The 26,653-nt window shown below is 40.8% G+C and carries 18 protein-coding genes and 1 tRNA gene; 2 read left to right on the top strand and 17 right to left on the bottom strand.

Annotation, left to right across the window (positions count from 1 at the left end; genetic code table 11):
* Positions 1–55: 55 nt before the first annotated feature.
* The 6 genes from FJ218_03870 to FJ218_03845 form a co-directional block, all read right to left on the bottom strand.
* Positions 56–289 carry a zinc ribbon domain-containing protein gene (locus FJ218_03870; protein ID MBM4166041.1) on the bottom strand — a complete coding sequence of 78 codons (234 nt, stop codon included), beginning with the start codon at positions 287–289 and terminating at the stop codon, positions 56–58.
* A 180-nt stretch (positions 290–469) separates the two neighbouring features.
* Positions 470–859: a hypothetical protein gene (locus tag FJ218_03865; protein MBM4166040.1), complete on the bottom strand. Its 390-nt coding sequence runs from the start codon at positions 857–859 to the stop codon at positions 470–472.
* Positions 856–1,083 carry a hypothetical protein gene (locus FJ218_03860; GenBank protein MBM4166039.1) on the bottom strand — a complete coding sequence of 76 codons (228 nt, stop codon included), beginning with the start codon at positions 1,081–1,083 and terminating at the stop codon, positions 856–858. The genes FJ218_03865 and FJ218_03860 overlap by 4 nt, the downstream gene beginning before the upstream one ends.
* A gap of 146 nt (positions 1,084–1,229) precedes the next feature.
* Positions 1,230–3,452 carry a S9 family peptidase gene (locus FJ218_03855; protein MBM4166038.1) on the bottom strand — a complete coding sequence of 741 codons (2,223 nt, stop codon included), beginning with the start codon at positions 3,450–3,452 and terminating at the stop codon, positions 1,230–1,232.
* A 392-nt stretch (positions 3,453–3,844) separates the two neighbouring features.
* On the bottom strand, positions 3,845–5,485 hold the full coding sequence (locus FJ218_03850; protein MBM4166037.1) for a T9SS type A sorting domain-containing protein: 1,641 nt from the start codon (positions 5,483–5,485) through the stop codon (positions 3,845–3,847).
* Positions 5,486–5,566: 81 nt separating this feature from the next.
* Entirely contained in the window at positions 5,567–9,532 is a 3,966-nt protein-coding gene (locus FJ218_03845; protein ID MBM4166036.1) for a T9SS type A sorting domain-containing protein, read from the bottom strand.
* 474 nt (positions 9,533–10,006) lie between these two features.
* Here FJ218_03845 and FJ218_03840 point away from each other — a divergent pair, with 474 nt between their 5' ends.
* Entirely contained in the window at positions 10,007–14,227 is a 4,221-nt protein-coding gene (locus tag FJ218_03840) for a choice-of-anchor B family protein (GenBank protein ID MBM4166035.1), read from the top strand.
* Positions 14,228–14,256: 29 nt separating this feature from the next.
* Here the strand turns inward: FJ218_03840 and FJ218_03835 are convergent, their stop codons facing one another.
* From FJ218_03835 to FJ218_03805, 7 genes are all read right to left on the bottom strand, one after another.
* Positions 14,257–14,775: a TlpA family protein disulfide reductase gene (locus FJ218_03835; protein MBM4166034.1), complete on the bottom strand. Its 519-nt coding sequence runs from the start codon at positions 14,773–14,775 to the stop codon at positions 14,257–14,259.
* A 22-nt stretch (positions 14,776–14,797) separates the two neighbouring features.
* Positions 14,798–15,022, bottom strand: coding sequence for a hypothetical protein (locus FJ218_03830; GenBank protein MBM4166033.1), 225 nt, complete (start codon positions 15,020–15,022; stop codon positions 14,798–14,800).
* Position 15,023: 1 nt separating this feature from the next.
* On the bottom strand, positions 15,024–15,311 hold the full coding sequence (locus FJ218_03825) for a type II toxin-antitoxin system HigB family toxin (protein MBM4166032.1): 288 nt from the start codon (positions 15,309–15,311) through the stop codon (positions 15,024–15,026).
* 69 nt (positions 15,312–15,380) lie between these two features.
* The gene (locus tag FJ218_03820) at positions 15,381–17,195 is read right to left on the bottom strand and encodes a M2 family metallopeptidase (protein MBM4166031.1); all 1,815 of its coding nucleotides are present in this window, start codon (positions 17,193–17,195) and stop codon (positions 15,381–15,383) included.
* Between the two features lie 40 nt (positions 17,196–17,235).
* A complete protein-coding gene (locus tag FJ218_03815; protein MBM4166030.1) occupies positions 17,236–17,901 on the bottom strand; it encodes a hypothetical protein in 666 nt (221 codons plus the stop codon).
* Between the two features lie 242 nt (positions 17,902–18,143).
* Complete coding sequence (locus FJ218_03810; GenBank protein MBM4166029.1) at positions 18,144–18,785, bottom strand: hypothetical protein; 642 nt, start codon at positions 18,783–18,785, stop codon at positions 18,144–18,146.
* A gap of 66 nt (positions 18,786–18,851) precedes the next feature.
* Positions 18,852–19,421, bottom strand: coding sequence for a hypothetical protein (locus FJ218_03805; GenBank protein ID MBM4166028.1), 570 nt, complete (start codon positions 19,419–19,421; stop codon positions 18,852–18,854).
* Positions 19,422–19,654: 233 nt separating this feature from the next.
* On the opposite strand from FJ218_03805, the gene FJ218_03800 reads away from it, so the two are divergent.
* Positions 19,655–19,730, top strand: a tRNA-Gln gene (locus tag FJ218_03800).
* A gap of 53 nt (positions 19,731–19,783) precedes the next feature.
* Here the strand turns inward: FJ218_03800 and FJ218_03795 are convergent.
* From FJ218_03795 to FJ218_03780, 4 genes are read right to left on the bottom strand one after another with little or no spacing between them, the layout of a single operon-like run.
* Positions 19,784–20,767: a hypothetical protein gene (locus FJ218_03795; GenBank protein ID MBM4166027.1), complete on the bottom strand. Its 984-nt coding sequence runs from the start codon at positions 20,765–20,767 to the stop codon at positions 19,784–19,786.
* A 26-nt stretch (positions 20,768–20,793) separates the two neighbouring features.
* A complete protein-coding gene (locus FJ218_03790; protein ID MBM4166026.1) occupies positions 20,794–21,735 on the bottom strand; it encodes a PorV/PorQ family protein in 942 nt (313 codons plus the stop codon).
* Between the two features lie 17 nt (positions 21,736–21,752).
* Positions 21,753–23,732 carry a hypothetical protein gene (locus FJ218_03785; protein MBM4166025.1) on the bottom strand — a complete coding sequence of 660 codons (1,980 nt, stop codon included), beginning with the start codon at positions 23,730–23,732 and terminating at the stop codon, positions 21,753–21,755.
* Between the two features lie 34 nt (positions 23,733–23,766).
* Positions 23,767–26,646 carry a TonB-dependent receptor gene (locus FJ218_03780; GenBank protein ID MBM4166024.1) on the bottom strand — a complete coding sequence of 960 codons (2,880 nt, stop codon included), beginning with the start codon at positions 26,644–26,646 and terminating at the stop codon, positions 23,767–23,769.
* Positions 26,647–26,653: the final 7 nt, after the last annotated feature.

Below are 26,653 nucleotides of genomic sequence, written 5' to 3'. Positions count from 1 at the left end.
GAAAAAGTCCGTGTAAGAAATTTGTCAAAAAAAAGAAACTACGTTGAAACAGAAACTAATTATTCATTCCGCACATTCCGCCGCCGCAACATCCTCCGCTGAAATTCTTTTGCGGAGAAACGTGATGGGATGAATGTTCGCTCACAGCAACACTTGGTGTAGAAAATAATTTCTTGTGTTTCTTTGAGCCGCACGTCGGACAAACAATATCGTTTTTCTTCTCGCGTGTTAAATGGAGAACGTCATACGTTTGTTCACAATCGTTGCAGCGATATTCGAGGAGAGGCATACAGTATTTAGTTAAAATGTTCTTGAAAATATTTTGAATTAATCTCTCTCGCAAAGCCGCAAAGACAACAAAGAAAACTTTTTTGCGACTTAGCGTCTTCGCGTGAGAAACACATTCTACAACTTCTCCAAAATAAAATTCGTCATCATTGTGTATAAATGCAAACGCGCGCTTAGTCGTTTATGAGTTAAGCGTAATTACACCGTTCACAAAATCAATATTCAAAATCGTGTCTCTAAAAAAATCTAAGCCAAGCAAGCCATCCACTAATGCGCTTGGCGGAAGCGTATGGCAAAGAATCGGGAAGTTTGTGCGTGTTTGCCCAAGCGCAGTAACTTCTTTCACTGTTATTTGTGCAGCAAATTCTATACCGCTTCCTGTAGTTATTTGAACACGTTTCTCGCTTGCCGCAGGGTCATAACCAAGAAGCACTGCACGATGTACATTTATCAAAGAATAGGTCGCCCCAGTATCGAGAGCAAAACGTCCGACGATTTCTTCCTTATGTTCGCCAAACAAATGTACATTCACAACAATAAGACGACTGTCCGGTCGAAACGTGAATTTCATAAAATGACAGCAGTGCCTTCGGGAATTTCTCCCGTGAAGAGAATTGCTGATGACCGAGGTTTTATCTCCAGCGATTTTCTATATACTTCATCTCTATCTTTGCTATGAAATAAAAGTTTGCCGCGAAGAATTTCGAGTTGTTCATTTGTTTCGGGGTTTTCGAGTAATACCCACTCTGAATGAAACTGTTCGTTGATTTCTTGAGATGTTAAAATGTTTTGCATAGGTTTTTATTCCAGTTTATTTTTACTTGCGGACAAAATCTACAAAGAAAGTATTCCTTTACCAATTTTAATTTCTCTCGCAAAGCCGCCAAGATGCAAAGAAGAAAACTTTTTTGCGACTTAGCGTCTTTGCGAGAGAAACACAATCACAACTTCTCCAAAATAAAATTCGTCATCATTGTGTATAAATGCAAACGCGCCGGTCTATCGCCAATACCGTGCATACGGTTCGGGTAAAACATTGTTTCAAACTGCACGTTTTTCTTTATCATTTCATCTGCCATTGCAACGGCGTTCTGCCAATGCACATTATCGTCGCCGGTTCCGTGAACGAGCAACAATTTCGATTTTATTTTCTCCGCGTGTTCCAATGGCGCGCTTTCTTTGTAACCATCGGGATTGAGTTGCGGCGTGGACATAAATCGCTCGGTATAAATCGTGTCGTAAAATTTCCAATGCGTAACGGGCGCAACGGAAATTCCTGCTTTAAAAACATCGCCGCCATTTTCCAATGCCATCAACGTCATATAACCGCCGTAACTCCAGCCCCAAATGCCGATGCGCGATTTATCCACGAACGGAAGCGTCGCCAGATATTTCGCTGCTTCGGTTTGGTCGTTCGCTTCCCACTTTCCCAAATTTTTATACGTGATGGTTTTAAAAGCATTGCCGCGAAATCCCGTGCCGCGATTATCCACGCTGACAATCATATATCCTTTTTGCGCGAGCATTTGATACCACCACATATCTCTTCCGCCCCACGCATCGAGCACTGTTTGCGAACCGGGACCGCCGTACACATTCATCAACACGGGATAATGTTTCGTTGCATCGAAGTTCGTTGGCTTGAGCATCCATCCGTTTAATTCAACTCCGTCGGAAGTTTTGAACGAGAAAAATTCTTTTTGCGAAAACGGATACACATCGAACGCGGCAATTTTATTTTCTTCTATGATGCGTACTAATTTTCCTTTTGCAGAATAAAGCGCGGTTTTGTTTGGCGTGTTTGCATCGGAATAATTATCAATAAAATATTTTCTGTCGGGAGAAAAATTTATCGAGTGTGTTCCTTTGCTTTGCGAAACGCGTTTAACTTCACCGCCATCAGTCTCGACAGAGAATAATTGTTTTTCCATCGGCGTTGGATTTCCCGCAGTGAAGTACAGCATTTCGTTTTTCTCATCAAACGCAGAAACGCTTTGCACATCCCAATTTCCTTTCGTGAGTTGGCGAACTTCTTTTCCGTTCATATCATACAAATACAAATGATTGAATCCATCTTTTTCCGAAGTCCAAATAAAACCTTTTCCATTTTTCAAAAATGTTAGATTACTATTTTCGGATTCAATCCACGTTTTCGATTCTTCCGCCAAAATCAATTTCGATGTTCCTGTTGTAACATCGGCGAAATAAAATTCCATTTTGTTTTGCGCGCGATTCAATTTTTGAAATGAAAGTAGAGATGCTGAATTCTGCGTCTCTACATTTCCAATCCATTGAATGCGTGGAATGTATGTATCTTGCGTTGAATCAAACGGTTCACCGATATCGAGCCATTTGTTTTGCTTTGTTGCAATTTCGATTGCGCCGATTTTCACAATAGAATTTTTATCTCCCGCTTTCGGATAACGCATTTTGGAAACATTCTGATGCGTCGGAAGAAAATCGTTAATCGGAAATTCGGGAACACGGTTTTCATCGAGTTGCCAATACGCAATGTATTTTCCATCGGGAGAAAATTGCCAACCGTTGATAATCGAAAATTCTTCTTCGTACACCCAATCGAAATGTCCGTTAAGAACGTGCTCGCTTCCGTCAAATGTAAGCTGAGATTCGGTTTTCGTTGCAATGTCGTACACAAAAATATTATTCGCTCGCACAAAGCCAATCCGTTTTGAATCCGGCGAAAACTGAATTACCATTTGTTCTTCTTCCGAATGTGTTACTTGAATAAACTCATCGTTTTTCACATCATACAAGAAAAAATTTCCGCCGGTTTTCAGCGAACGCGCAACGAGTGAACCGGTAAAAATAATATAGCGTTCATCTTTCGACCAAAAATAATTTTGCATTGCGAACGCTGTTGTATCGCCTTTCATTTTCAATTTGTTCGCATCAATGAGCAGAGATTTTTTCCCGCTTTCAACATCGTAGCGCATTACGTTTGTGCGTTTAGTTGTCGAATCGGTTTCAAGAAACGAATATGCTTTTCCGTTTTCAATCCATTGCACTCCGCGAATGAATTTCCCTTGAAACAACGGCGAAGTAATAACATCTTCAACCGTGTATTCTTTTGTGCGTTGTTGTGCAAACGAAGTTGGATTTCCGAAAACGAAAAGGAAGTGAAGAAAGAGAATAATGTGTTTCATAGGGAAGTATTTGTGAAATTGAGATTATGAGATAATAAGAAATTGCAAAAAACAGTGGTAAAATACGTTTAAAATAAAAAAGACAAAACCGAAGGAAATCGAAACTCTGAAAAAAAGAGGAGAAAATTGCATTCTCTTTGATGGAAGCAAACTTGCAAGCGGCGTGTCCTCCAAAGGCGGATACGCCGCTGGCGTATATTTTTATCGTTTGAGAGTCAATGGAAAAATTTCTGAAACAAGAAAATTGTTCCTTGTAAAATAAAAAGCGTAGAGTTATTGTTAAAAAAAAATGCTGAGCAGAAATGTACCTGCTGAGCATTTTTTCCCAAGAAATTTTTTTCAACTTTACGTGAAAACCTGTTAGGTCTTGAGAGAATTCTACTTCATTACCATCACTTTGCCACTACCAACTTTTTCACTTCCCGATGGTTATCGCCCCACAGCGTTTCCACTGTGAGATGAGCGAAATACATTCCCGATGCCAGATTACTTGCGTCGAACGTTTCTTCATACACACCTTCTTTTTGTTCTTTGTTGAGAAGAAGCGCTGCTATTTCTTGCCCCAACGTATTATATACTTTGAGCGTTACCGTGCTGCGTGCAGATAACGTGTAACGAATAACCGTAACGGGATTAAACGGATTCGGATAGTTGCCCACGAGTTGTGTTGTGCTGGGAGAAACAATATTCTGTGGAGGAAGAAGAGGAGACGGCTTGCGTTGAGGTAGTGCGGCAGAGCGTAGAAAGGGATGCGTGGGACTACTGACGGGCGAAACCTCACTCCATACAACCGTAACACGATCCGTTCCCACAGCAACAGATGGGCCCACTCCCAAGAAAGAATTTGGATTAACATTTACTTCCGGGTACCATAAAGTCCCGCCATCCATCGAGATGCACACTATTATTTGATTAGTGTCAAGAAAATGCAGCATCTTGTCCCATGCTACCGCAACGTTTTTTCCTTCATTCCTTTCTACTGCAAGAGAAGAAGTTCCCGCATCAGGGCGTTGAGTGAGAGCGACTTCCGGTGTCCACGTTTTTCCTGCATTCGTTGATTTGCGAAAAAACACACTCCCAGTAAACCCAAAAGCCGTACTTCCCAATTGTCCGTCTATCCAACATACGTATAAATTTTCTTTATAGGAAGATGCTATTCGAGCATCATCCGATGTGTAGCCATCAAGTTTGGTAAGGGCCGCGCGGTCGTTATGTTTGCTCCATTTCGTTCCCCCGTTTGTCGAGTAGAGATACATCGTTTCTCCTCCGCGATACTTCTTGTTATTCTTTCGCTTGGAATATAACATATGAAGTTTACTAGATGTTAATGCTATTTGTCTCGAATATCCTGTTACAGGAAGTTTCGTAGTCCATGTTTTCCACGTCGAACCGTTATCGTAAGATGTATAGAAATATGCGCCAGTTGGCATCTTTTTCCGATTAAAATACGTAAGAGTGATAACGACCGTATCGTTCCACACGGCAGGATAACAATCAGGAAATGCGTCGAACGATTCCTGCGTAATTGCTCGCGCGGAATCAAACGTATCTCCATTATCGAAAGAACGGATAAGATAAATCGGGGAGTGACCGAAACCGTTCATAAATACCCAATAATAAATCATAACGCATTGTTCGGTTACCGCCAGATAAGCGACAGCAATACCCGAGAACCGCCGGTCGAAAAGTTCACGTGTTTTAAAGTTTACCCCATCGCTCGAACGCGCATAAAATAATCTTCCCCATGGTGTATATGTAAAATGCGTATAGCCGTTTGCAATCCATACGCTACTATTGATAAGATCTCCTGAGTCGTTAAAGTGCATAATGGGTCCCCAATTCTCGATTCCCCAATTGGTATTAGAATCAACAGTAGCAGTATATGTATTACCCGTTTTCCAATCTGCATCCTTATTGAAAAAGAACGGTTGCGATGGAGTTGTTTGCAGCGACGAGCGTAGTTGTTGCGCAATACTTTGTGTTTGCGATGCGAATAGCATTACGACCCCGATGAAAAGAAAAGTGTATTTCATAACATTCTTTGGAAATTAGTGGTTCATAAAAAAATACTCGACCTAACAGGTTTTTAAAACCTGTTAGGTCTTGAGAGAATTCTACTTCATTACCATCACTTTGTGTATTTTTGAAAAGTTCTCGCTTTGCATCTTCACAAAATACACGTCGGAGGAAACTGCGCTTGCATTCCAGCCCACCGAATAATACCCTGCCGGTTTTATTTCGTTCACGAGCGTTGCAATTTTTCTGCCGAGTAAATCATAAAGGATAATTTCCACGTGGGCATCTTTGGGAACGTCGTAGGTAAACATCGTCGTCGGATTGAATGGGTTCGGGTAGTTGTGGTACAGTGCAAATGTTTTTGGTACGTTTTGAGATTTGAGTCGCGCGGGAAACTTTCGCATCGCAACGTCAAACGCCCGACGTTTGGAATACTGCTGCGGTAAAATATTATCGGTAATGAATTCCGTAACAATGCCCGCTAATTGCGTGCGTTCATCGTCCGGAAAATGCGTTTGCAGTGTGATGGCTGTTTCCAATGCGTTGTCGTCATATTCCAAATCGCACGTCTCGAAGAACAAACGTGCAAGGAGCGTGGATATTTTTGTGTCGTCGTCGAGAGCGAGGTCGGAAAGTGTACTCATTTTATCGTAAGCAGTGAACATATCTTCATTTTTTGCCGCATCGAGAGCGAGTATTTTTGCCGCCGCATATTCTACTTCGGGAATCGGATGGGAAGCCGCAACGGAACTCAGAAAGTCGAAGAAATTTTCCTCGGCAGCAACGCTTGCGCCCGTTCCATCTTCTTCTAATTTTACTGTGAAAGCAAGTTCTCCCAACGCGCGAAGCGCTTGTTCTGTTGTTCCTGCTAATGTTGCTTCTTCTAACTTTTCCTTCGTGGTCTCATAATCGCCAAGACTTCTCCGCTCTAACGCTTCCCAGAGCAATTTTTCTGCCTCATTGGCGGGCTCTTGCGAAAGACATTCAAAAATAATTTTTGACGTCGGGTCGGTCAAAAAGTTTTCCGCCGAAACCGTTGCGAGTCCCCAATCGGTTATCATCGAAGTAATCGCAGATTTTTCTACGGCAACACAAAGCGGGGCGTTGGGGTCGGTCCCCGCAATCAGATTTTCTCCCCCTACTTGCGTTATACAATCGTGGCGTACATATCCGAGAAACGCATATCCTTGCACGGTCAGAAGTTGTGTTAATGCATTGCCTTGCACGATGTTCAGTCCTTGCGAGTTCGTTGCTATTTCGCCGAAACGAGGATAACCGCTGTTATAGACAACGACGCCGACTTGCGAATGGTTTTTAATTTCGTTCCGAGAAAAAAGCGGACTGCTGGCGTCTATAAGAATTCCTTTTTGCCCTTCTGCGATAACATTATTCGTCAACGTTGCGTCGGCGCCATTGACCAAGACGATGCCCCAATCATTCGTCAGAAATTTACTTTCTTCAATGAGCGGCGGCTCTTCATTCATTCCGTACATTCCCGCGCCGATTCTGCAATTGCGGACGGTAACATTCGAGAGTGAGAGGTCTGCTTTTGCGGCAAAAATACCAACGACGGCATCGGAGATTTCTGCATTTTCGATATATGCCGATGCTCCCGGCGCAAGATAAATTCCTTTCCAGCGTGTGTTATCGTAAGCGGCTCCGAATTTCACGGGATGTTCATCGCTTCCATAGACGTTCAATGCTCCCTCGATGCGCATTTTCATACCTTCATCGAACACCACAGAACCTCCTTCTTGTACTATAAAGGATGAACCTTCGGGAATAACGACGTCTTCGATACAATGCATTTCTTCTCCTTCTCCCACTACAAGATTTTTCGGACGGGGAGGAGTGGTGGTGGTTTGAAATTTTCCTGCCGACGGCGCACCAAGAGAAACATTATTGCGAAACACACCTTTTTCCGTCGCACAGTATAGTGTGAAATTATTAATGTCTATTAAAACGCCGATATATTGTGGAACAATGGACATCGTATAAATGTGCTCGGCGGAAAATTGCGAAGTAAGGTTACTCCATTGTTCTGATGGGTATCCAGAAACGTCGAGTCTATTCGTATAAACGACATCGGGTTTTCCTTCTCGAATAATAAAAATGCGATTGCTGAGCAAAACTACTTGTTTGCATTCGCCGCTGAGAATAAGTTCTTGACTTCTAAACAACCCTTTCTTACCCGCTATAAATGGTATAGCATCCGTACCTCTAACAATGTGCATCGCACAATTATAAAGTGTTCCAAAGTTATTCGTACGATGAGGATTTCTTTGAGGTTGGGTAAGTTTGAGCCAAGAAAATGGTCCTTGGGATGTTCCGTTTAGATAGTAAACATCGTCATTCCCCGGGGATTTCACAATTGCATAACCTTTCATAGAAGGAAGTCCACGAGGTGTTTGAGCAAGTGAAACAACTTCTCCCTTATAATCAAATATCTTTTTAGGAAATGGAAGCCACGATTGTCCGCCGTTACTGCTTCGGATAAGCAAAATAGTATCTCGTTTACTTATTTTCCCAAAAGCAATTAAGCCGTTGTAATCAGTAGTCAAATTGGTCCACGACATCATTCCATTGATAACGGCATTGTTGCTAGGATGTCCCACATAGTTTCGTTCCCACGTTGAGCCGCGGTCATACGAAACAAAAATAATTGCTGTGTCTTCTTGTCCGCGTATATTTTTGTCTTTTTGCAATCTCCCAAAAGAAAACACTGTATCGGGCGAGTAAAAATAGAACCCCTTACATTCAAAGTTATAAGAATTATCTCCAAAATCAACGGCATCCCAATCGTTGGCGCTTCGGTCGTAACGGTCTGCCCCTGCAAGATATTTATTCTTTCCTTTCTTCCCTTCTTTGGAAATGGAAAACGCCGTGCTTTCATTGGCGACAACATATTGAGCGGGAACAGTCATCGTATAGGTTCCGCTGGGGAGCCAGATTGTGCCGCCGTTGGTCGTTCTGTACACACCGCGCGAGGTGCTGACGAACCACTTGTTTGTATCGAGCGGGTCAACCGCAATGCTGTAAAAAAGCGTTTTCTTTTTCGGTAAGCCGCGAACATTCAATGATCCGGGAGTATTGTCTTTTTTGTTCAATGTATCCGCAGTCCAGTTACTCGTTGTTTTTCTGATAACAAATAACTGTTGTTCAGCTGCGGCAACAACTCTACTTCCTACAGTACGAAGCGAGAGAATAGATTGAGATGATGAAAAGTTGAAAATTCTGACGGGATTCGTGGCATTAGTAATTGTGTCGAGAGCATAAATGTCGCCGTTTTCCGTTCCCACAAGTACTTTTGAACCCAAGAGCGCAACGCTCGTTTGACGGGGTTGGTTTTCCGTCGTTGGTTTTATTTTGAAGTACTTCCACGTCGAATTCGTAGACATTGCATTGTAAGTACGCCACACCCCGCTTACTTTCGCTTTGCCTGCCGATGTGCCGGTTACCCACACTTCGTTATCGTTTCCTGAACGAATTGCTATATCGGTTATATTTGTCTTGACGCTATCTTTGAAGTATTTAATATCAACCCAACTGCCGAGTCTACCATTACGTTCTGAAAATCGTAGTGATGTATTTCCTTCAGTATACTCTGAACCAAGCCAAACAATACTCGACGTACTCGGCGATCTGGAAAAACGAGAAGGATAAATATTCGGTTGTGAAGGAATTACGTTTATCCAATTAAGGTTACTGTTAGAAGTTCCTCCGCCAACAGAAGAAAAGAGTACTTTTCCTTCTTTTCCTACGAGTACATAATTTCCGCTATCAGGATTAGAAGAAACCACAAGAGGAGAGTCAATAGGTGTTTTTGTTGTATCCCAATCATTTCCGCCATTCGTTGTTTTCATCAAACGAAGTAAATCGGCGGTGTAAGCGATATTATTTTTCGAAACGGTAATGTCAAACGATTTCGGCGTGCGGGAAGGTCCGGCTAACGAGTCCCACGTGTTTTGCGTTTGTGCTATAAGTGTATGTTTTTCGCTTAGAGCAAAAACAAAAAACAACAAAACAATTTTGAGTACAAATTTCGTCGGCGACATCTTGAGCACACGCGCAAAACGCGTTTGTGTGTGATTAAGAAATGATGCGTATTTGAAAGTTCGTTTTACTGGGGGGGGGGGATTAACATAATTTTCTCCTAAATAAATGTTATTAAAAAATAGTCTACATAAAAAAACGTGGCTCAATATAGAAAAAGTTTTGGAAGATGAAAGAGATTGAAAAAAAAATTTAACATTTTTCAATACAATTTTGGTCGTGTTTCACAAGAGTTGTTGGCATTTCACCAAGACCGTAAACGGTCTTGATGGACGAAAAACGAATCATCAATGATTCTTTGATTTAATCCCGGTTTATCGGGGTTTTTTCGCGAAGCACGACCACTGATGGTCGTGGAAAAATTCTCTTTTTACTCTCTCTTTCCCCTTTATCAACGCTTCTGAGACATTACCCAATTTTTCTTTCTCAAAAGAAATAGGTACTTTTTTACAAAGAAATTTTTTTCAACTTTACGTGAAAATTTTATGAAATATATTGCTACAGTCTTTTCTCTTATTCTTCTCACTTCGCACATTGCATATTCACAAACAAACGGTTTAACGTTATTTTCTCATCTCGATAAAAAACACGGAACAACAAGCGGCGTTTCATACAGCGGATGCTGGGGCTATACTGCTTCCGATGGGCGCGAGTATGGAATTGTTGGAACAGCAACGGGAACGGCGTTTATTGATATTACCGATTCGGCAAACGAAGTTGCGTTTGTAACTGGACCGACTTCTGTTTGGAGAGAAATGCGCACGTATAACAATTATGCCTATGTCGTTACCGAAGCCGGCGGCGGAATGCAGATAATTGATTTGTCAAATCTTCCTTCTTCCGTTTCCTTGGTGCAGTCGTATAATTATTCGAATGGTTCTAAAAATATTTTGCGTTCGCATACGATAGAAATTGCAAACGGATTTTTGTATCTCAACGGATGTGCGAATTGGTCTCCGGGAGGCGCAGTAATTTTTTCTCTTGCAAATCCAACATCCCCGCAATTTGTTGGCGTAGTAAATTTTGGTAGATATTATCACGACACATATATTCGCAACGATACAATGTACGCCGCGGCCGGGTACAACGGAATTGATATTGTTCATCTTTCCAATAAAATTTCTCCGTCGCTGATTGCACACATCGGCGAAACAAGTTTTTACAAACATAACACGTGGACAACAACAAACGGAAACTATGTAATTTCTACGGATGAAATCGGAAGTACGCCGTTACAACTTAAGTTTTGGGATATGACAACGCTCCCTATTGCGCCAACTTCTCCTTCCGCAACGTATTCGTATTCACCTGCTGATATTGTTCATAACGTTACCGTGCGCGGAAACTATGCATACGTTGCATGGTACACTGCAGGAACAATTGTCGTGAACATTACGGATCCGTTAGACCCGATAACTTCTGGATGGTACGATTCGTATCCGGGAGCGAGCGGAGGGTACAACGGTGTGTGGGCAATTTATCCGTACTTTCCTTCGGGAAAAATTGTTTCGTCCGATATTCAAACGGGAACGTATGTTTTTACATACAACAATTTACATCCGCGCCGGGTTGTACATCCGATATTTCCGAACGATAATGATTCAATCGTTGTGGGTTCACAAATTAAATTTCGATGGAATCGCGCGGCGAATATGATTGATGACCCCCACTATTATCAACTGCATATTTGGGGAAATTCTGTTGATACAATTTTTCTGGCAAATGATTCAACAGTTATGCTCACGCTTTCATTTCTTTCCGCAGGAAATAAATACAAGTGGCGCATTATTACGAAAGACGAATTCAATACAACTGCGTCGCCTGATACGTTTCAGGTTCGAATAATTCCGCAACAATTTGGTTCCGTGAGCGGAATTGTTTTCAACGATTCCGACGGCGACGGGATAAAAGACAATGGTGAAACGGGACTTGTGAATTGGAAAATGAAAATTACAGGAACGAAAGATGATTCTGCAATATCGGACGCAAACGGAAATTATTTTATCGGCAATTTACCCGATGGAAATTATACGCTGAGTGAAGTATTACAAAACGGATTCGTGCAAACATTTCCGCCTTCGCCAGGAACATATTCTGTTTCCATAAGTTCCGGAAATACTGTTACGGGAAACCATTTCGGCAATTTTAAACTCGGAAAAATCGGCGGGCAAAAATTTCACGATGTGAATGGAAACGGAATAAAAGATGCGGGCGAAAACGGAATTTCTCACTGGGAAATATTTTTAAACGGAATAACGAATGATTCAGTAACGACCGACGCAAACGGAAATTTTCTTTTCACCAATTTGTTTGCGGGAACATATACGTTGAGCGAAGAAGTGAACAACGAATGGTTGCAAACCTATCCGATTTCGGGAACACATATCGTTAATGTTTTTAGCGGTGCATATTTGAGTGGAAATAATTTTGGAAATTTTCGTTACGGAAAAATAAGCGGAACGAAATTCAACGATGTCAATGCAAACGGCGTGTTCGATGATAACGAAAATGGAATTCCGAACTGGAAAATACTTCTCATGGGAGCGACAATGGAATCCGTTTCAACAGATGGAAATGGAAAATTTCAGTTCATCAATGTTCGTGCGGGCGCTTACACCTTGAGCGAAATGCAACGCGTTAACTGGGTGCAAACGTTTCCTTTTTTGGGAACATATTCTGTTTCGGTTTCCAGCGGAGATAGCATTGCAGGGAAAAATTTCGGCAATGTGCAAACCGGGAAAATCTCCGGAATAATATTCAATGACGGTAACGGCAATGGCGAATTGGATGAAGGAGAACCAAAACTTTCGTCGTGGAAAATTCGTTTGAAAAAAAATTCTTTGCTAGTTGATTCCGTTCTCAGCAACGCAAAAGGAATGTATGAATTTTCCAATCTTCTTCCGGCGGATTATGAAGTAAGCGAAGGAGTTTTCAATGGATGGATTCAAACATTTCCGATGAACGGTACGCATTTCGTTTCGCTTGCAGGAGGAAGTGTTGTTGAGAATATGAACTTCGGAAATTTTCAACAGTGTTCCATCAGCGGAATGGTGTTTGAAGATGAAAATGGGAATGGCGTTCGGAATGTAGGCGATATTTCGATGCATGGAATAAAAGTATTGTTGTTTTCTCCCGATACGCTTTCGCTTGTGGATTCGGCGCAAATGACGGATGAGGGTTATTCATTTACAGATTTATTTGCGGGAACGTATTTTGTTCGCGTACAAATAAACGAAGGATGGATTCAAACAACAACGAATTCATCGGCAATACCATTGACGAGTGGAATAAATATTAACGGAATACATTTCGGATTATTTCAATTGGGAAAAATTTCGGGAACGATTTTTTTCGATGCGAATGCAAACGCAATTCGGGATTCGGTGGAGGCGGGATTGCAAACGTGGAAAATTATACTTGGGGGACCAGCAAGCGATACTGTTGAAACGGACGAAAACGGAAATTATGTTTTTGAACATTTGCAAGCGGGAAATTATTCTGTGTGCGAAAAATTGCAAACTGGGTGGCAACAAACATTTCCTACGTCGGAAAGTTATTCGGTTTTCGTAACGAGTGGGAGTAATTTCTCGGGAAACGATTTTGGAAATTTTGTCGGCACAACGAAGTTTCGCACATTTCGCGCGGATACGTTGCTGGCACAAAAAGCAATTAAACTAAAGAAGACGGGAGACGGTACGTTCAAAGAATTGCCGAATATTGCAACCGTACGCGATAACGAATTTATAAAAATTGGGAAATACGGAGCAACTTTTTTAGGAGTTCCACAGGGAACAAAAGATTCGGCGAAAATTTATTCGTGGATTTCTTATAAGACGCCGAGTTCTTTGGGGAAATTTTATACAGAACCTCATACGGGAAATTCTTATCCGTTAGATTCGTCTCGTATTGGCTCACGATATAAAAAACTTGTTAAAGCAATATCACCGACGAGAGCAAAAAATAACAACGTTGCGTGGGAACAATGTGTTGTGTTCAAGTTGAATTTATTTGCGAGTCGCGATTCCGTACTTCCTCAAAAATTCGGTTCGTTGGTTTTAGATACGCCGTATGTGCTTATCGGAAGACAGTTGAAAGGAAGTACTCTTGAGGAAATTGCAAATTATTGTGATACACTGATGACCTATTGGGAACGATTTGGAATAAATAATTCAACAGCGTACAGAAATCTTGATACGTTTGCGAGAAACATTGTGAAACGAATAAACGATGGTTTTTTTGTACACATTGATACAAGCAACATTTCGATACATTATGTTACAGTGCAAAAATATTTCAGCGTGTATTTAAAAGGTGTGAAAACAGCATCTGAGGTAGGAATTGTACGCGAAGAACCGAACAGAATTTCTGCTCCGCTGATTTTTTACTCAAACGTAAAGACTGAGCCGTCGGAAATTGTATTGGAGCAGAATTATCCCAATCCGTTTAATCCGTTGACCGTGATACGTTATTCGTTATCTGTGAATAGTATGATAACGTTGAAAGTGTATGATGTGTTGGGTAGAGAAGTAGCGAAGTTATTGAGTAACGAAGAAATGGAAGAAGGTGAACACAAAATACAATTTGATGCGAGTGGTTTACCCAGCGGCGTGTATTTCTATCGTATAGATATTTCGCAAGATGGTTCATCCGCTGGGGCGGCAATCTTGCGTTACAGCGAAACAAAAAAATTATTGCTGATAAAATAGGTAGAAAAAACCTTGAAGGATGTTTATTTTTATTCTAACGGCAAATCAATTTTTCCTGTGGAAAGAAATTTGTTCAGCGCCTCTTCTGAAAACATCGCGGGATGTCCGCTCCACACAACTTCACCTTTTGTGTTGATAAGAAACATTTGTGGAATGGATGAAACACCGTACGCCGAAAATGTTTTACCATTGTTATCAAGCGCGACGGATGCTTTCATTTTGGTTTTTGCCATAAACGCTTCGACCGTTTCTTTTTTTTCATCGGATACAGAAACGAAAACTACGGAATCGTTTTTGAATTTTTCGACGAGTTCATTCATATGCGGAATGATTCTTCTGCAAGGACCGCACCACGTTGCCCAAAATTCGAGAACGAGCGTTTTGCCATCGTAAAAAGTTTTTCCTTTCTCAGCTTTTATTTCGCCTTGCATCCATTGTGAGAGTTCAATGTTCGGTGCCTTAACCGGTTCATTTTTCTCTCCTGAAAAAGTTTTGGTTGTGAATAAAATAAAAAGTGCTGCGAGTAAAATTGTGATTGTGTGTTTCATAAATTAAGTTGTTGTTAAACTGTTAAACTAATTCAGGTACGTTTTCGGCTTCATATTTTTCAATCAACGTGCCGAGGAGTTCCATCAATGGCGTTAACGGATGGAACTCGTCTTCTCCAACTTCGTCAATAAGATTATCAAGTAAATCAACAATGCGATTGTATTCTTCTTCGTTGTGAGGAACAAACACAAAAGGAGAAACTGTTTGCCATCCATTTTTTATTTGTTGTAGTTCTTGTGACGACATATTATTCTTTCCATTTATTGTTATCGTATTCTTGATGTGTCAGAATTGCGCGAATATAAACTCGTTTTCTGTTGTAATGCATTGCAGCGATAAGTCGTACTTTGTTCCCTCCAATATTGAACACGGTCAATTTTCCAACTTGGTCAGTGTTAGGAAAAACCGAACGTAACTCGTTAAACGAATTGAAATTTGTTGTCTTCATTATTCGGTACCAATGCAATAAACTATTTCTCGAATCGGGGTACATTTCGGTGAATTCATTCAAACGCTTTCTTGTAATTATGTGCACAATAATTTCGGGCTCAAGATAACGAAATGAATTTACTTTACATTCCTCATTAGTAATTCCGCATTGTCTTCACTCCCAACTCACGCTCTTCCCCTTATTCTGCTCTTTCAAATAATCCATAATCGGAGAAAAATATTCGAGCATTGCTTTTGAGGAAATCGGTTCGCCGGTTTTTTCTTTGATTACTTCGCGCCAATCTTTCGTTGCTCCGAGTTTTAAAATACTCATCAGCCAATCGCCAACTTTTTTATTTCCGTAGTAATTGCAATTGTGCGGGTCTTCGTGTAAAATATTTTTCGCAATGTACATATGCAATTGGTATTTAATAATGAACGCCATCGCATAATCGTAATACTGCGCCGGGTCGTCATTGATGTGTGTTTTTGTCGCGGCATCGCAAAAATTTTCACCGCGTTGTTCCGGCGCTTCCACTCCTTGAAATTCGCCGACATATTTCCACCAACGTTCATTGAGTTTATCTGCAGATAATTTTTCTTCGTAGAAATCATGTTCCCAATGCGTCATCACTCCCGCGCTCCACGGAATAAACACAACGGCATTATCGAGCGCTTCGTTCAATAAATATTGTGTTTGGTCAATCTTTACATCGTTTCCCATCACGCCGATTTCTTTTAAGTATTTCGGTTGACGAGCGGCTATACCAATCAAATCACCAATCGCTTCGTGAAATCCGCGGTTCGCTCCTTCACGTAATGTTATAGGAACTTCCGGAGTAGAATACGCGATGTAATAATAAATATGTCCGAGTTCGTGATGTGTTGTTTCAAACCAATCGTAATCGGGTTTCACGCTCATCAGCGAGCGAACATCCTTTTGCAAATCCATATGCCAAGCAGATGCGTGCGTGTTTTTCTTTCGCTTTGCATCGGCGGGAAGTTCATACAAATCCGATTTCTCCCAAAATGTTTTCGGCAGTTGTTTCATTCCGAGAGAAACATAAAATTTTTCCGCTTGCTGAATAAACCATTCCGGCTTTTTCTCCTTGAACATTGCATTCAAATCAACTCCCTCAACAATTCCGGGCCACGCTTGACTCCAACGATTTCCTAACCAATGCGCGGGAATTTTTTTCGGAACGGGTTGCTTAAATTTTTCAGCAAGTTTATTTTTTGTCCAGCAATGCAATTGTTCGTAGAGCGGTTTCAATTCGGTGTTAAATTGTTTCATCGTCGTCATCATTTCGGGAACAGACATTTCGTAACCGCTTACTTGCAAATCGAAAAACGAATTGTATCCCATTTCCGTTGCAACACGATTGCGAATGGATTGAAGTTGCAGCAATCCCGGTTTCAACGCCGCGCCGGTTTGTTTGGAAACTTCCCACGCGTGTTTGCGTTCTGTTAAATCTGTTGAAGAAGAAAGAATATCATCCAGCTGATTTGGGGTTACTATCTTTACCGGTTCGCCTTTTTTCTCGTAATGAAATTCAAAACTGTTCAACACAGCACCTTGTTTCGATTCTGCTTCCACACGCGCCGCGACAACATCGGGAATTGTTCCGGGATACAGTGCCGCGCTGCGTAAAATTGTTTCGAGTTGTTTGCGCGTCATCGCATCAAGTTTATCTTTCTGTTTCAAAAATTCTTTGCATTTGTTAATCACGTATTCGCTTCCTTGAAACGCGGCAAGCACACCATTCGCGCCGACTTGCTGTCCCGTGTGTTCATCCGTAACATCTGTTGACGCTTTCCAATCCGCTTCGGAAGAAATTGCGTAGAGTTTCGGATAAGTGGTGTTATACATATTCAAAAATTCCGCAACGTTGCGTCTGAATTGTTCGTCTTTTTTATCCACGCCGGTTAATCCGATATATACAAACGTGAACAGTAAAAGCGGTAAAGCAAAAATGAGAAAGAGTTTCATAGGAGTATGTGAGTAGTTTAGTAAAAAGTATGATAGAAAATTAGTGGAATGAAGTGAGGATATATTCTTCTTTTCCGTCTACATAACCAATTCCTTCGGGAGAGTGTTCATCAGAGACTATAATGTTTTTAACAATGATTTCTCTTTTGAATAAACCATGTTCGCCAACATATTCAAACATAATTAAGTTTTTATCAATTCCGGAATTTTTTAAATAAACATAACATTGAATTTTATAAACCGGATAATTTTTTGAAGATATGCTTATAGATTCTTTTGAAATAACCTTTTTCGTGAATTTAGAAATAGGAAAATCATGAGTGGAATATTTTCTTACAATCCATTCATTCCCAATTCTTAATGGAAAGACAAATGAAATTACCGTATCACGTTCAATGATGATTGAATCAGAAATGGTTTTAGATGCAATAAAGCCGTTTTCGATAAAATTGCGCAATGAGAATAGAGAAAAGAACTTTTGGTTGTAGTAAACAGATTCATACCGATAATCGTTTTTCGGTAATAATTGGAAACTACCGTTATTATAATTGTATGCAACTCTATACATTGTATCGTTACGTGTTTGATAATAGGTGTCTGAGAAATATGTAATTATATGTTCTTCCATAGCATGAAACTTGGAAGCATGTTGTGAATTGGGTAAAACAACATTTCCCTTTGCCTCTACTTTTCCTGTCCCGCGCATTGTATCTAAATGATATGTTGTTCCTGACTGAAACGGGCGAAAGTTGTAGTATTGATGTTCAATATTGTAATTCCAAACTTTTCCATTTTCATTTGGATAATCCTTTACTTCGAGCGTACTCGATTTTTTACATGAAGCAAATGCAAATATGATTGCAATTGAAAAATAAATTATGTTCTTCATTATTATTTCTTTCGTTTAGTGAATAAAACTTTTGCGACTTAGCGTCTTTGCGAGAGAAATTACATTTGCCGTTTGAGCCATTCCACAATATCATTCAAACTCTCTTCCGAAATTTGATGCTGCATCGGATATTCTTTGTATTCAACGTTTGCATTGTGTTCTTCGAGAAGTCGTTTTGCTTGTCTTCCAAATTGAACAGGAAGAACCTGGTCATATATTCCGTGCGTTACGAGAAATTTTGGTGAGTTTTGTAAAGAAAGTTTTTCCCATTCGTAATTTAAGAATGTTCCTTCTGCAATGTAGCCGCTGTTTGCAATTACGCCGGCAATTTCATTTGAGCGAGTTAATGCAAGCGCATACGCCATCACTGTTCCCATCGAAAATCCAAAGAGAAAAATTTTCTTTTCATCAATCGGAAATTCTTTTTTCGCTTCATCAAAAAAATCCGAAAGCGCATTGTAACTTTCGGGAAACATTTTTTCGTCCGGTTTTCCGGCTTCTTGAATTTCGTACCACGTATAACCGCCGTACGGAAATTCAAACGGTGCGCGAACAGAAAGAAATAAAAACTTCTCATCAAAAAATTCCGAAAGCGAAAGCAAATCGTTTTCATCTGCTCCTCTTCCGTGCAGAAAAATTATTGTCGGATGTTTCTCTGCAATTGAATTTTTGGGAACGATGACATGATGAAATAATTTCATGCGAAAATAGTAATGATAGATTTCCGACTACCAAAAAATCCGCAATACGAAATTTGAAACACGAAATTAACTTGCTGTTTCTATTTTTACAATCTTTGCAATAACGAGTCCAGCAAGAAACCATGTGAAAATACTATCCGCAACAGCAACGAGGGTATAATCAAATGGAAAGCCCAACCAATTCCAATTAATCAAATCGTGATACGAAGTGCCAAGAAGCCCAAGAACGGCAACAAACGCGACGCGTGAAAAATATGGTTCCGCAATTGCAGTGCTACGCGATAGTATCCACGAAGCAAGCCAAGCAACAAAGAACGTGATGAGCACCCCGACAATCATTTCATTTCTCATAAATGGATCCGCTCCGTTGGGAGAGAATGCCATAAACACCAAAGGTCCTCGACGATATTTATCTTCAACTTCTTTTTGTGCAACATCAGTATTTGCTTCTGCGTGCAACGGATACACATAAACGCCACGCGCAGGTATATTTCCCCGCAATGTTACCGAGAGTGAATCTCCGTTGGGAAGCGGATGCATTACACCATCGTGCAATCCAATGACTCTCCACGAGATAAATCCCCAAAGAAAAAAAACTAATCCCCCAAGAAAACCGGCAAGTATTGTACGCTTCATAATAATTTGGTTTGGAATTTGTAAAATGATGTGAAAATATATACAAGAACACTGAAAACAAAAATTTTCCATTTGTTTTCACTACAAACGAATTTGCTCTTGCAATACGTCTTCATTAGTCGTGCTGCAAATCGTGAGAATACGATGTTGGTTTTTAGAATTTCGGATTAATAATAAAGAACGGTTTTACGGATAGCAAGAGATTTGTATCTTTTGCCTGCACTTTTTTAACTTGCCCTGTAGCGTAATGGCTATCGCACTTGACTCTGGATCAAGGTATTCCAGGTTCGAATCCTGGCAGGGCAGCAAAAAAAATCCGTCCCGATAAAATGCGGATTTTTTTAAAACAAGAAAGAAAAAAATTATGGATGACGTTGCTTGCTATGCCACATTGGAATCGGTTGTGGCTCAAAGTAGAAATCCGTTTTCGTATTTCCAGTAAAATACCCCCCTGAATATCGAGCGAGAGAATGAGGTTCGGGAATAAATCCTGCGGATTTGTTATGCGGTTGAATAATTCCTATGGGGACAAAATTTCCGTAACGAACAATGTCGAGAATCGTTTCGTTTGTGCCCCAGATTGAATCAATGTATATAAAAGGAATTTGAAAGCCGGAAAAGTTGAGCGTACGTAATTTTCTTGCAATCGTATCTGTGCGTTCAACTAATGATATTTCTCCAGAGGCGGGAAGTTGAAACAGCGTAAATACTTGAAATGATTTATTAATCGAATCGCCGCCGGATTGAAGGAGTGCGCCAATGTTCACTAATGTGTCCATATTAAATATGAATGGCTTGTAGAGCTGTCCGCTTCCTCCCAAATCGGTATGTTCCAGCAATCGTTCAGGATTATTTGTGTACACAGCAAAACCTTGTGCGGCAAGAATACTATCTTCGGAAAAACTAATTTCATCCATTGGCGTGAGAATTTCTTTTACAATCAGCGAGGAAAGCGGTATATAGACATTTTGTGTTCCCGCACTCATTGGCGGTTGAAAAGGAGTAAATGGGTTTTCAAAAAATACATTGGAACGGAATTTCAAGTAATACGCTTTTATGGCAACCGTATCACGCGGATTTATTGTGTCGGCGTTTGTTCCGAGTGATTGCAGTGAGAGTTGTTTCACAGGCAACTGCGTTGGATTGTAAATTTCTATCCACGAATAGGTGTTCTGCTGTGTTGGAGAAATTGCGAATACTTCGTTGATGATAAGATGATTGGCTTTCGGCGTAGAACCGGTTTTCGGAAGTTCCGTCGAAAGTTCGCATCCGAAAAAATTCAGCGAAAGGAATATTCCAATGATGGCAACAACTTTGGTTGTTGTGAAAAAATTATTTTGGTTCATAGAAAAAGTAAATCTCAAACTGAATCTTAAAAGTTCATTTCAAACGTAACCGTGTGTGTTCCCGGAAGTACTTTGAAATTATTATATCCATATTGTAATGTTCCGTTGAATCCGATGGAATGAAGCCCAACACCAAATCCGCCAGTAAAATCTTCAACTTCGTACGCGAATTTGTATCCGCCGCGCAGTGTGAACATTTCACTTAGTATATACTCGAAACCGGCGTTGTATTGTTCATCCGCATCATTGGGGCGCGCAATTTGTACAGTAGAAAGAAGTTGTGTTTCATTTTCCTGAAATAACGTGAGTGCGATGCCAAAACGCAATGCTGTCGGCAACGAATACGGTTCGTTTAAGAATTGAACATCGTCTCCGAGATTTGAAAGCGCAACTCCTAAGCGTGTGCGAATTTCCGGCATATCATACATTGTTCCGATATCGAATGCAAACGAACTTGCAGTAACAACGCTGTTGTACAACGAAGAGTAAATGTATTTCCCTGCAACACCAACAGAAAATCTGTCACTGATATTTCTTGAATACGCAAGGTGCATTGCATAATCTGCGGCGCGGAAAAATTGTCCGTTCCCTTCAGGATAATGAACGGTCGTAACGGGCATATCGTCGGTTGCAAGCATAGTAATTCCTGCACCGAACACGCCAAAATCTTCAAGTCGCATTGCGGCGCCAACAAAAGAATGTTGGATGTTGGCAAACCATGGAGTGTATGTTGCAGAAACGCTTATGTTTTCTATACTCATCAGCCCGCCGGGATTTTGTGTCAGCGAAGAAACTCCTTCAGCAACAGCGGCAAACGAACCACCTAATCCGACAATGCGCGCATCAGTAGGAATTTTCAAGAATTGTTCGGCAACAGTTCCGGAACGATTTCCTGCCAATGAATTTGTAGAAAGAAAGAAAAAAACAAGAGCGTAAGCGCTTCGAAAAATTGGAGTGTATTTCAGCATAAGGAATTATTCTGTGTTTAACGAATGATGACAAATTTACCAACTTGAGTATCAAATTCATCGGACTCTACAGAGAAAATGTAGATGCCGCTTGCAATTGCACGGTTTCCGCGACTGAGTAAATTCCAGTCAACTTCACCGCGCATTGGGTCATTGTGTTCTAATGTTTCCACCAAATCGCCCGCGAGCGTATAAATTTTTATCGTGCATTTTTTCGGAACATGAATGAAACGAATAAGCCGCCTATCTTCCGACCAATCTTTATTTCTTCCTTCCCATCCGCCGTTTTCAAACGTATAATCATAGTCAACGCGGTACGGATTTGGAACAACCATCACTTCGTTCTTCTTCTTTGCAACATCAAACGGAAGAACAACGCGTGTCCAATTTTCACGAATAGAAGATTCAGCGGCTTTGGATGAAACAACGAACGTGTCGAGATTTCCTGCAGAATCTGGTTGTATTTGTAAAAACTCATTGGGGATTGCTAATGTTGTTACGGCGTACCAATATGTATTTCCACGAACAAGATTGGTATCTTCGTAGGAATATTCCAATCCTGTGTTAAATTCAAATTGGTCGTCCACATCAACCTGACGAAGGAGAGAAAAACTTTCAATCGGTGGATTGGAAACAGAAGGTTCAAGACTTCGGTAAATTCTATATCCTTCAAACACAAATCCTCCGCGGCGATGCGAAGAATCGGAAGGATGACGGTTTGAATCTTGTTCAGCAATATGGTTCGAATCGTCCCATGCTTTTTCGGGAGAATTGTCCCAACGCAAAGAAATTTTTTTGAAACCGATTTCTGATGTTAATTTCGGTGAAGGGGGAATGTAGGGAAGTTTGTAGCCGAGACGGTAAATTTCCACGGCGCGAGCAGCGTTTTCTTTTAATTCCTGTAAATCTTCGCCTGAAAGAATTGCAACAACAATGTTCAATGAACTATCCGGTTGAATATCGTAGGGTCCAAAGGAAAACAAAAACCGCGTGTCGCTTAATTGACTGATTTCGGGTGATTGATTTCCTCGTTGCGTTCCCCGCGCCATTAAATTATACCGTGATGCATCGTCGTTATACGGAGTTCCGCTACTGAAGTCAAACCATTCGTACGTAAAACGAACATTGTTCGTGACTTTCGGAGAACTGATATAGACACAACCGATAGGGGTTGCTCCGCGCGTGATGGGGTTATGCGCATACGCTAATCGTAAATTATTGACATATCCGGAAAAATTGCGATTGTAGAATCCTGTTTCTGTTGGAATTCCAATATCCGTATCAATGAAGTACCCAACGTATGCATCTTTAATGAGTCGCGTACTTTTATTGTAAATGGTTAAATCAATCGGAACAATTGCTCCGGCATAATCATTCATCCACGAAAACGATTTTTGCACAACTTCAACATTCAACGGGAGATGATTGGCAACATTTAATCCGAAATTGAAATCGCGATACCTGCAATAAAAATCCTCGTCGGAAACTTTCTTAAACGGAAGTTGACTTCCCCAATATGAATCCCAATCCGGCGGTTTAACGTCTTCTTGCACAATCCATATTTTGTCGAGCGTGCTGGAGCCGGGATACATTTCTTTTAAAGCGCTATTACCTTCGTATCCAGTAGTTACTGCGGTTACATATTGACCAATTTGTGCGCTTGTTGTATCAATTTTTCCCGCAATCCATAATCCTCCGCCGTATATATGTTCAATGCCGGAGCCGTTCGGATATTCCATTCCTAACGTTTCTGCGGGAACGCTCGAACCGGTTTGTGTCCACGCTAATTTTCCGATAGTACTGGAATTACTCATTAAGATTCGCAACGGCGCACTGTTTCCCTGATACGCGTGCTGATAATTGGGGGCAAGAGTTGTTATTACAGGTTCTTGATTTTTTTTCGCATTCTTGTAGAAACGGTTTGGAATAAATGAACCTGCAAACGAAACGAAAAATGCAGTGAAAAAAAATATGCGTAGAATTTTTTTTAGTATCATAATATTTTTCCTTCTGGAAATTTTTGCTTTAGAATTATCCCCAATTTAAACGGAGTCCGAGGAGAATTTGTCTTGGTGCGCTATAAATGTACGGCGGTAAAATTCCGGGCATTTTGTACCACTGATACATATCGCGCGTTTCATAGTCGAAATCGCCGAAACGATACGGTCTTCCGTAGTTAACGTTGAACCCACTCTCTGAACTCAACGAGGTAATGTTTTGACGGTCTAATAAATTTAAGACATCGAGGTTCACGTTCAGTTTCAATTTATGAGCGAACGAAAACCCTTTTGTGAACGAAAGATTCACATTCATTGTGTTTGGTCCCTCTGCGGTATTTTGTTTGTATGCGTCTTCAATCGTGTTCACACGCGCCGTTGTTGGTGTGTACGGAAATCCACTTCCATACGAAGCAGTAATAGAAACGCCCCAATCATTCACAAACGGAATTCCAAAAATATCATAGTTGTCATTTGCTTCTACACGATAACTTCCAAAGAAATTTATGGTATGCCGTTGGTCCCAATCCAAACGAATTTCGCGTGGAAGTTGGAATTTCGGATTATCGGCGTTTTGAAACGGATTGGATTTTCGACCTTTGGCAATTTGATACGAGTAACTGATGTTCCCGGAAAAATGTAATGAAGTTGCTTTGTTCAATGATACTTCAAACCCGCGCGAACTTGCATAATCGCTGTTGAGATACACGGCCACTTTTTTTGCCGGCACAACGGTTACATAGTCAAAAATATCTTTGTAAAAGCCCCGAAGACTTATGGCAAAATAATCACTGAGTTGGTTTTCAAAACCGCTTTCATATTGAATGGTTCGTTGTGGTTGAAGATTCGGATTTCCAACGGTTATATCACTTCCAGTAATATAGGGAGTTCGAAATAATTGTGTGCGTTCCGGATATTGCATAAAATGTCCGTAGTTAAAAAAGAAACCGATGCGTTCCGTAATCGGAAAGTTAATTGCAAGACGCGGACTAATTTTTCCGTGCAACAAATACCAAAGGAATGAACTTCCACCGTAATCTTTTCCTTTTTTCATTATCGAAGGAGTTGTTCCGGTAAACGCAGAATCTCCTGTTCTTACCCATTCGGAATAGAGTCCCGTTGCTTCGCTCCATTCGCGAACAAATCGTGTTTGAAGCACTTGTTCGCCATACCAAAAATAATCGTAGCGAAGTCCAACATGCAAATTTGTTCCAAAAAATTGAATGTTATCTTGCGCATACATCGAGCCGGTATTCGGATAGTTCAGTAAATTCCAACGATATACTCCGTATCCGGGCCAAAGACCATCATCGTGGCGAACAGAATCGGGATACGGTGCGCGATATGTTCTTCCGTTGTACGAGATTTTTCCGTTGGGATAACTGATTTCTGTCGAATGAATTGCTTCCCAATTCATTTCAAAACCTGTTTTTAAGTAATGGAGTTCGTGCAATGGTGTATTCAAATCGAACTTTATTGTTGCCGTTCGCGTTTGCCGATCAGACCAAGATTGGCTTGTACCAAAGTCGTAAAAGCCATCGCGACTTGGGTCGTAGTAATCGCTGTTTGTTACCGTTGAATAAAATGGCGGAGGTCTTCCGGCAACGGAGGCGGTTCGTTGTATATCTAATACGCTTCCTTGAAGACGATAGAACGAATTCGTTCCTAAAAAATGCGTCCATTGAATTGTATGTTGCGAAGAACCATTTTCATTTTGCAGCGAAGAATCTGCGAGGTCGCGCCATACGTGGCGATAATCGTGATATGTTCCAAAACTTGCACGATATGCGTAGGAAATTTGGTCAGAACCATTGTAATCGTATTTAATTTTTCCATTGAATGTGAACGAATTGGAAAGATAATCGAAATAGCGGAATCCCAAAACATCTCCAAAAAATCCGCGCATTTTTACTTCTCTTCGCAACGGATTGAAAAACCCGTTCTTTTGATAATTGTATGCTCCGTCGTTTTGACTGAAATCGGATGTGATGAAAAAAGTGAGATTGCCCGTAGGTTCAATTCCAACGGAAGGTAATATTGTTGTGAACAGCGGTTCGGGTCCTCCAAATGTTAAGGAATAATATTTTTCATTGAAGGACGTTTCGTCGTTTATTCTATCACTGCGCATTTGAACAGAACCCGTATAGTTTTCGGAACCGGATTTTGTAGAGATGCTGATGACTCCCGATTGTGCATTGCCAAACTCCGCGTCAAAACCGCTTGTTGTAACACTCATTGTTTGAATTGCATTTGCTGAAAGATTTAATCCGGAAGCGCTTATAGAGTTTGCAACACCCGCATTAAACTGTGAAATCTGTTCATTTGCTTGCGACGTTGTACCGCTGGAACTTCCGAATGCGTCGTTCACAGAAATTCCGTCAACAATGTATTGCACTTCGTTCGCTCTTCCGCCGCGCAGAAATACATTGTTTCCCATTTTGACAACTCCCGGCTGTATTGCCATTACATCCTGCACGCTTTTAACATTTGGGATTTGTTCTATCGAGCGCGAACTTAATGTTTTTGTAGAAGAAGTTGCTTGTACGTTCACTATTTTCCCCTCTCCCAATACTTCAAATTCTTTCAGTTGAACAGAACTGGGTTTCAGTTTTACGTTCATCGTTACTGTTTCATTTTCTTGTACTTCAAACGATTTCGATTCGGCGATTTCGTAACCAATCAATGTTGCACGCAATGTGTACTTTCCAACGGGAACGCCTTCAATTGTAAATTTGCCAGATACGTCTGTTACTGCTCCGCGTGTTGTTCCGACGATAATAACGTTCGCGTTTAAGAGTGCTTCACCTGTGCTTGCGTCTGTAATTCTTCCGCTAATTTTACCTGTTACTGCGGCAAAGAGCGTTGCTGGAAAGATTAAAAAGAAGCAACAAAAAAGTAGTTGAAATTTTTTCATACAATAT

The organism is Ignavibacteria bacterium, from assembly GCA_016873775.1.
GTDB lineage: Bacteria > Bacteroidota > Ignavibacteria > UBA10030 > F1-140-MAGs086 > JAGXRH01.
Note: the sequence above shows the minus strand (reverse complement) of the source record. Positions and strands in the feature narration are given on the sequence as shown.

Excerpts from the sequence above, each read along its gene's own strand:
- FJ218_03870 (MBM4166041.1), bottom strand. The coding sequence starts at position 289 with ATGCCTCTCCTCGAATATCGCTGCAACGATTGTGAACAAACGTATGAC.
- FJ218_03865 (MBM4166040.1), bottom strand. The coding sequence starts at position 859 with ATGAAATTCACGTTTCGACCGGACAGTCGTCTTATTGTTGTGAATGTA.
- FJ218_03860 (MBM4166039.1), bottom strand. The coding sequence starts at position 1,083 with ATGCAAAACATTTTAACATCTCAAGAAATCAACGAACAGTTTCATTCA.
- FJ218_03855 (MBM4166038.1), bottom strand. The coding sequence starts at position 3,452 with ATGAAACACATTATTCTCTTTCTTCACTTCCTTTTCGTTTTCGGAAAT.
- FJ218_03850 (MBM4166037.1), bottom strand. The coding sequence starts at position 5,485 with ATGAAATACACTTTTCTTTTCATCGGGGTCGTAATGCTATTCGCATCG.
- FJ218_03840 (MBM4166035.1), top strand. The coding sequence starts at position 10,007 with ATGAAATATATTGCTACAGTCTTTTCTCTTATTCTTCTCACTTCGCAC.
- FJ218_03835 (MBM4166034.1), bottom strand. The coding sequence starts at position 14,775 with ATGAAACACACAATCACAATTTTACTCGCAGCACTTTTTATTTTATTC.
- FJ218_03830 (MBM4166033.1), bottom strand. The coding sequence starts at position 15,022 with ATGTCGTCACAAGAACTACAACAAATAAAAAATGGATGGCAAACAGTT.
- FJ218_03820 (MBM4166031.1), bottom strand. The coding sequence starts at position 17,195 with ATGAAACTCTTTCTCATTTTTGCTTTACCGCTTTTACTGTTCACGTTT.
- FJ218_03815 (MBM4166030.1), bottom strand. The coding sequence starts at position 17,901 with ATGCGCGGGACAGGAAAAGTAGAGGCAAAGGGAAATGTTGTTTTACCC.
- FJ218_03810 (MBM4166029.1), bottom strand. The coding sequence starts at position 18,785 with ATGAAATTATTTCATCATGTCATCGTTCCCAAAAATTCAATTGCAGAG.
- FJ218_03805 (MBM4166028.1), bottom strand. The coding sequence starts at position 19,421 with ATGAAGCGTACAATACTTGCCGGTTTTCTTGGGGGATTAGTTTTTTTT.
- FJ218_03795 (MBM4166027.1), bottom strand. The coding sequence starts at position 20,767 with ATGAACCAAAATAATTTTTTCACAACAACCAAAGTTGTTGCCATCATT.
- FJ218_03790 (MBM4166026.1), bottom strand. The coding sequence starts at position 21,735 with ATGCTGAAATACACTCCAATTTTTCGAAGCGCTTACGCTCTTGTTTTT.
- FJ218_03785 (MBM4166025.1), bottom strand. The coding sequence starts at position 23,732 with ATGATACTAAAAAAAATTCTACGCATATTTTTTTTCACTGCATTTTTC.
- FJ218_03780 (MBM4166024.1), bottom strand. The coding sequence starts at position 26,646 with ATGAAAAAATTTCAACTACTTTTTTGTTGCTTCTTTTTAATCTTTCCA.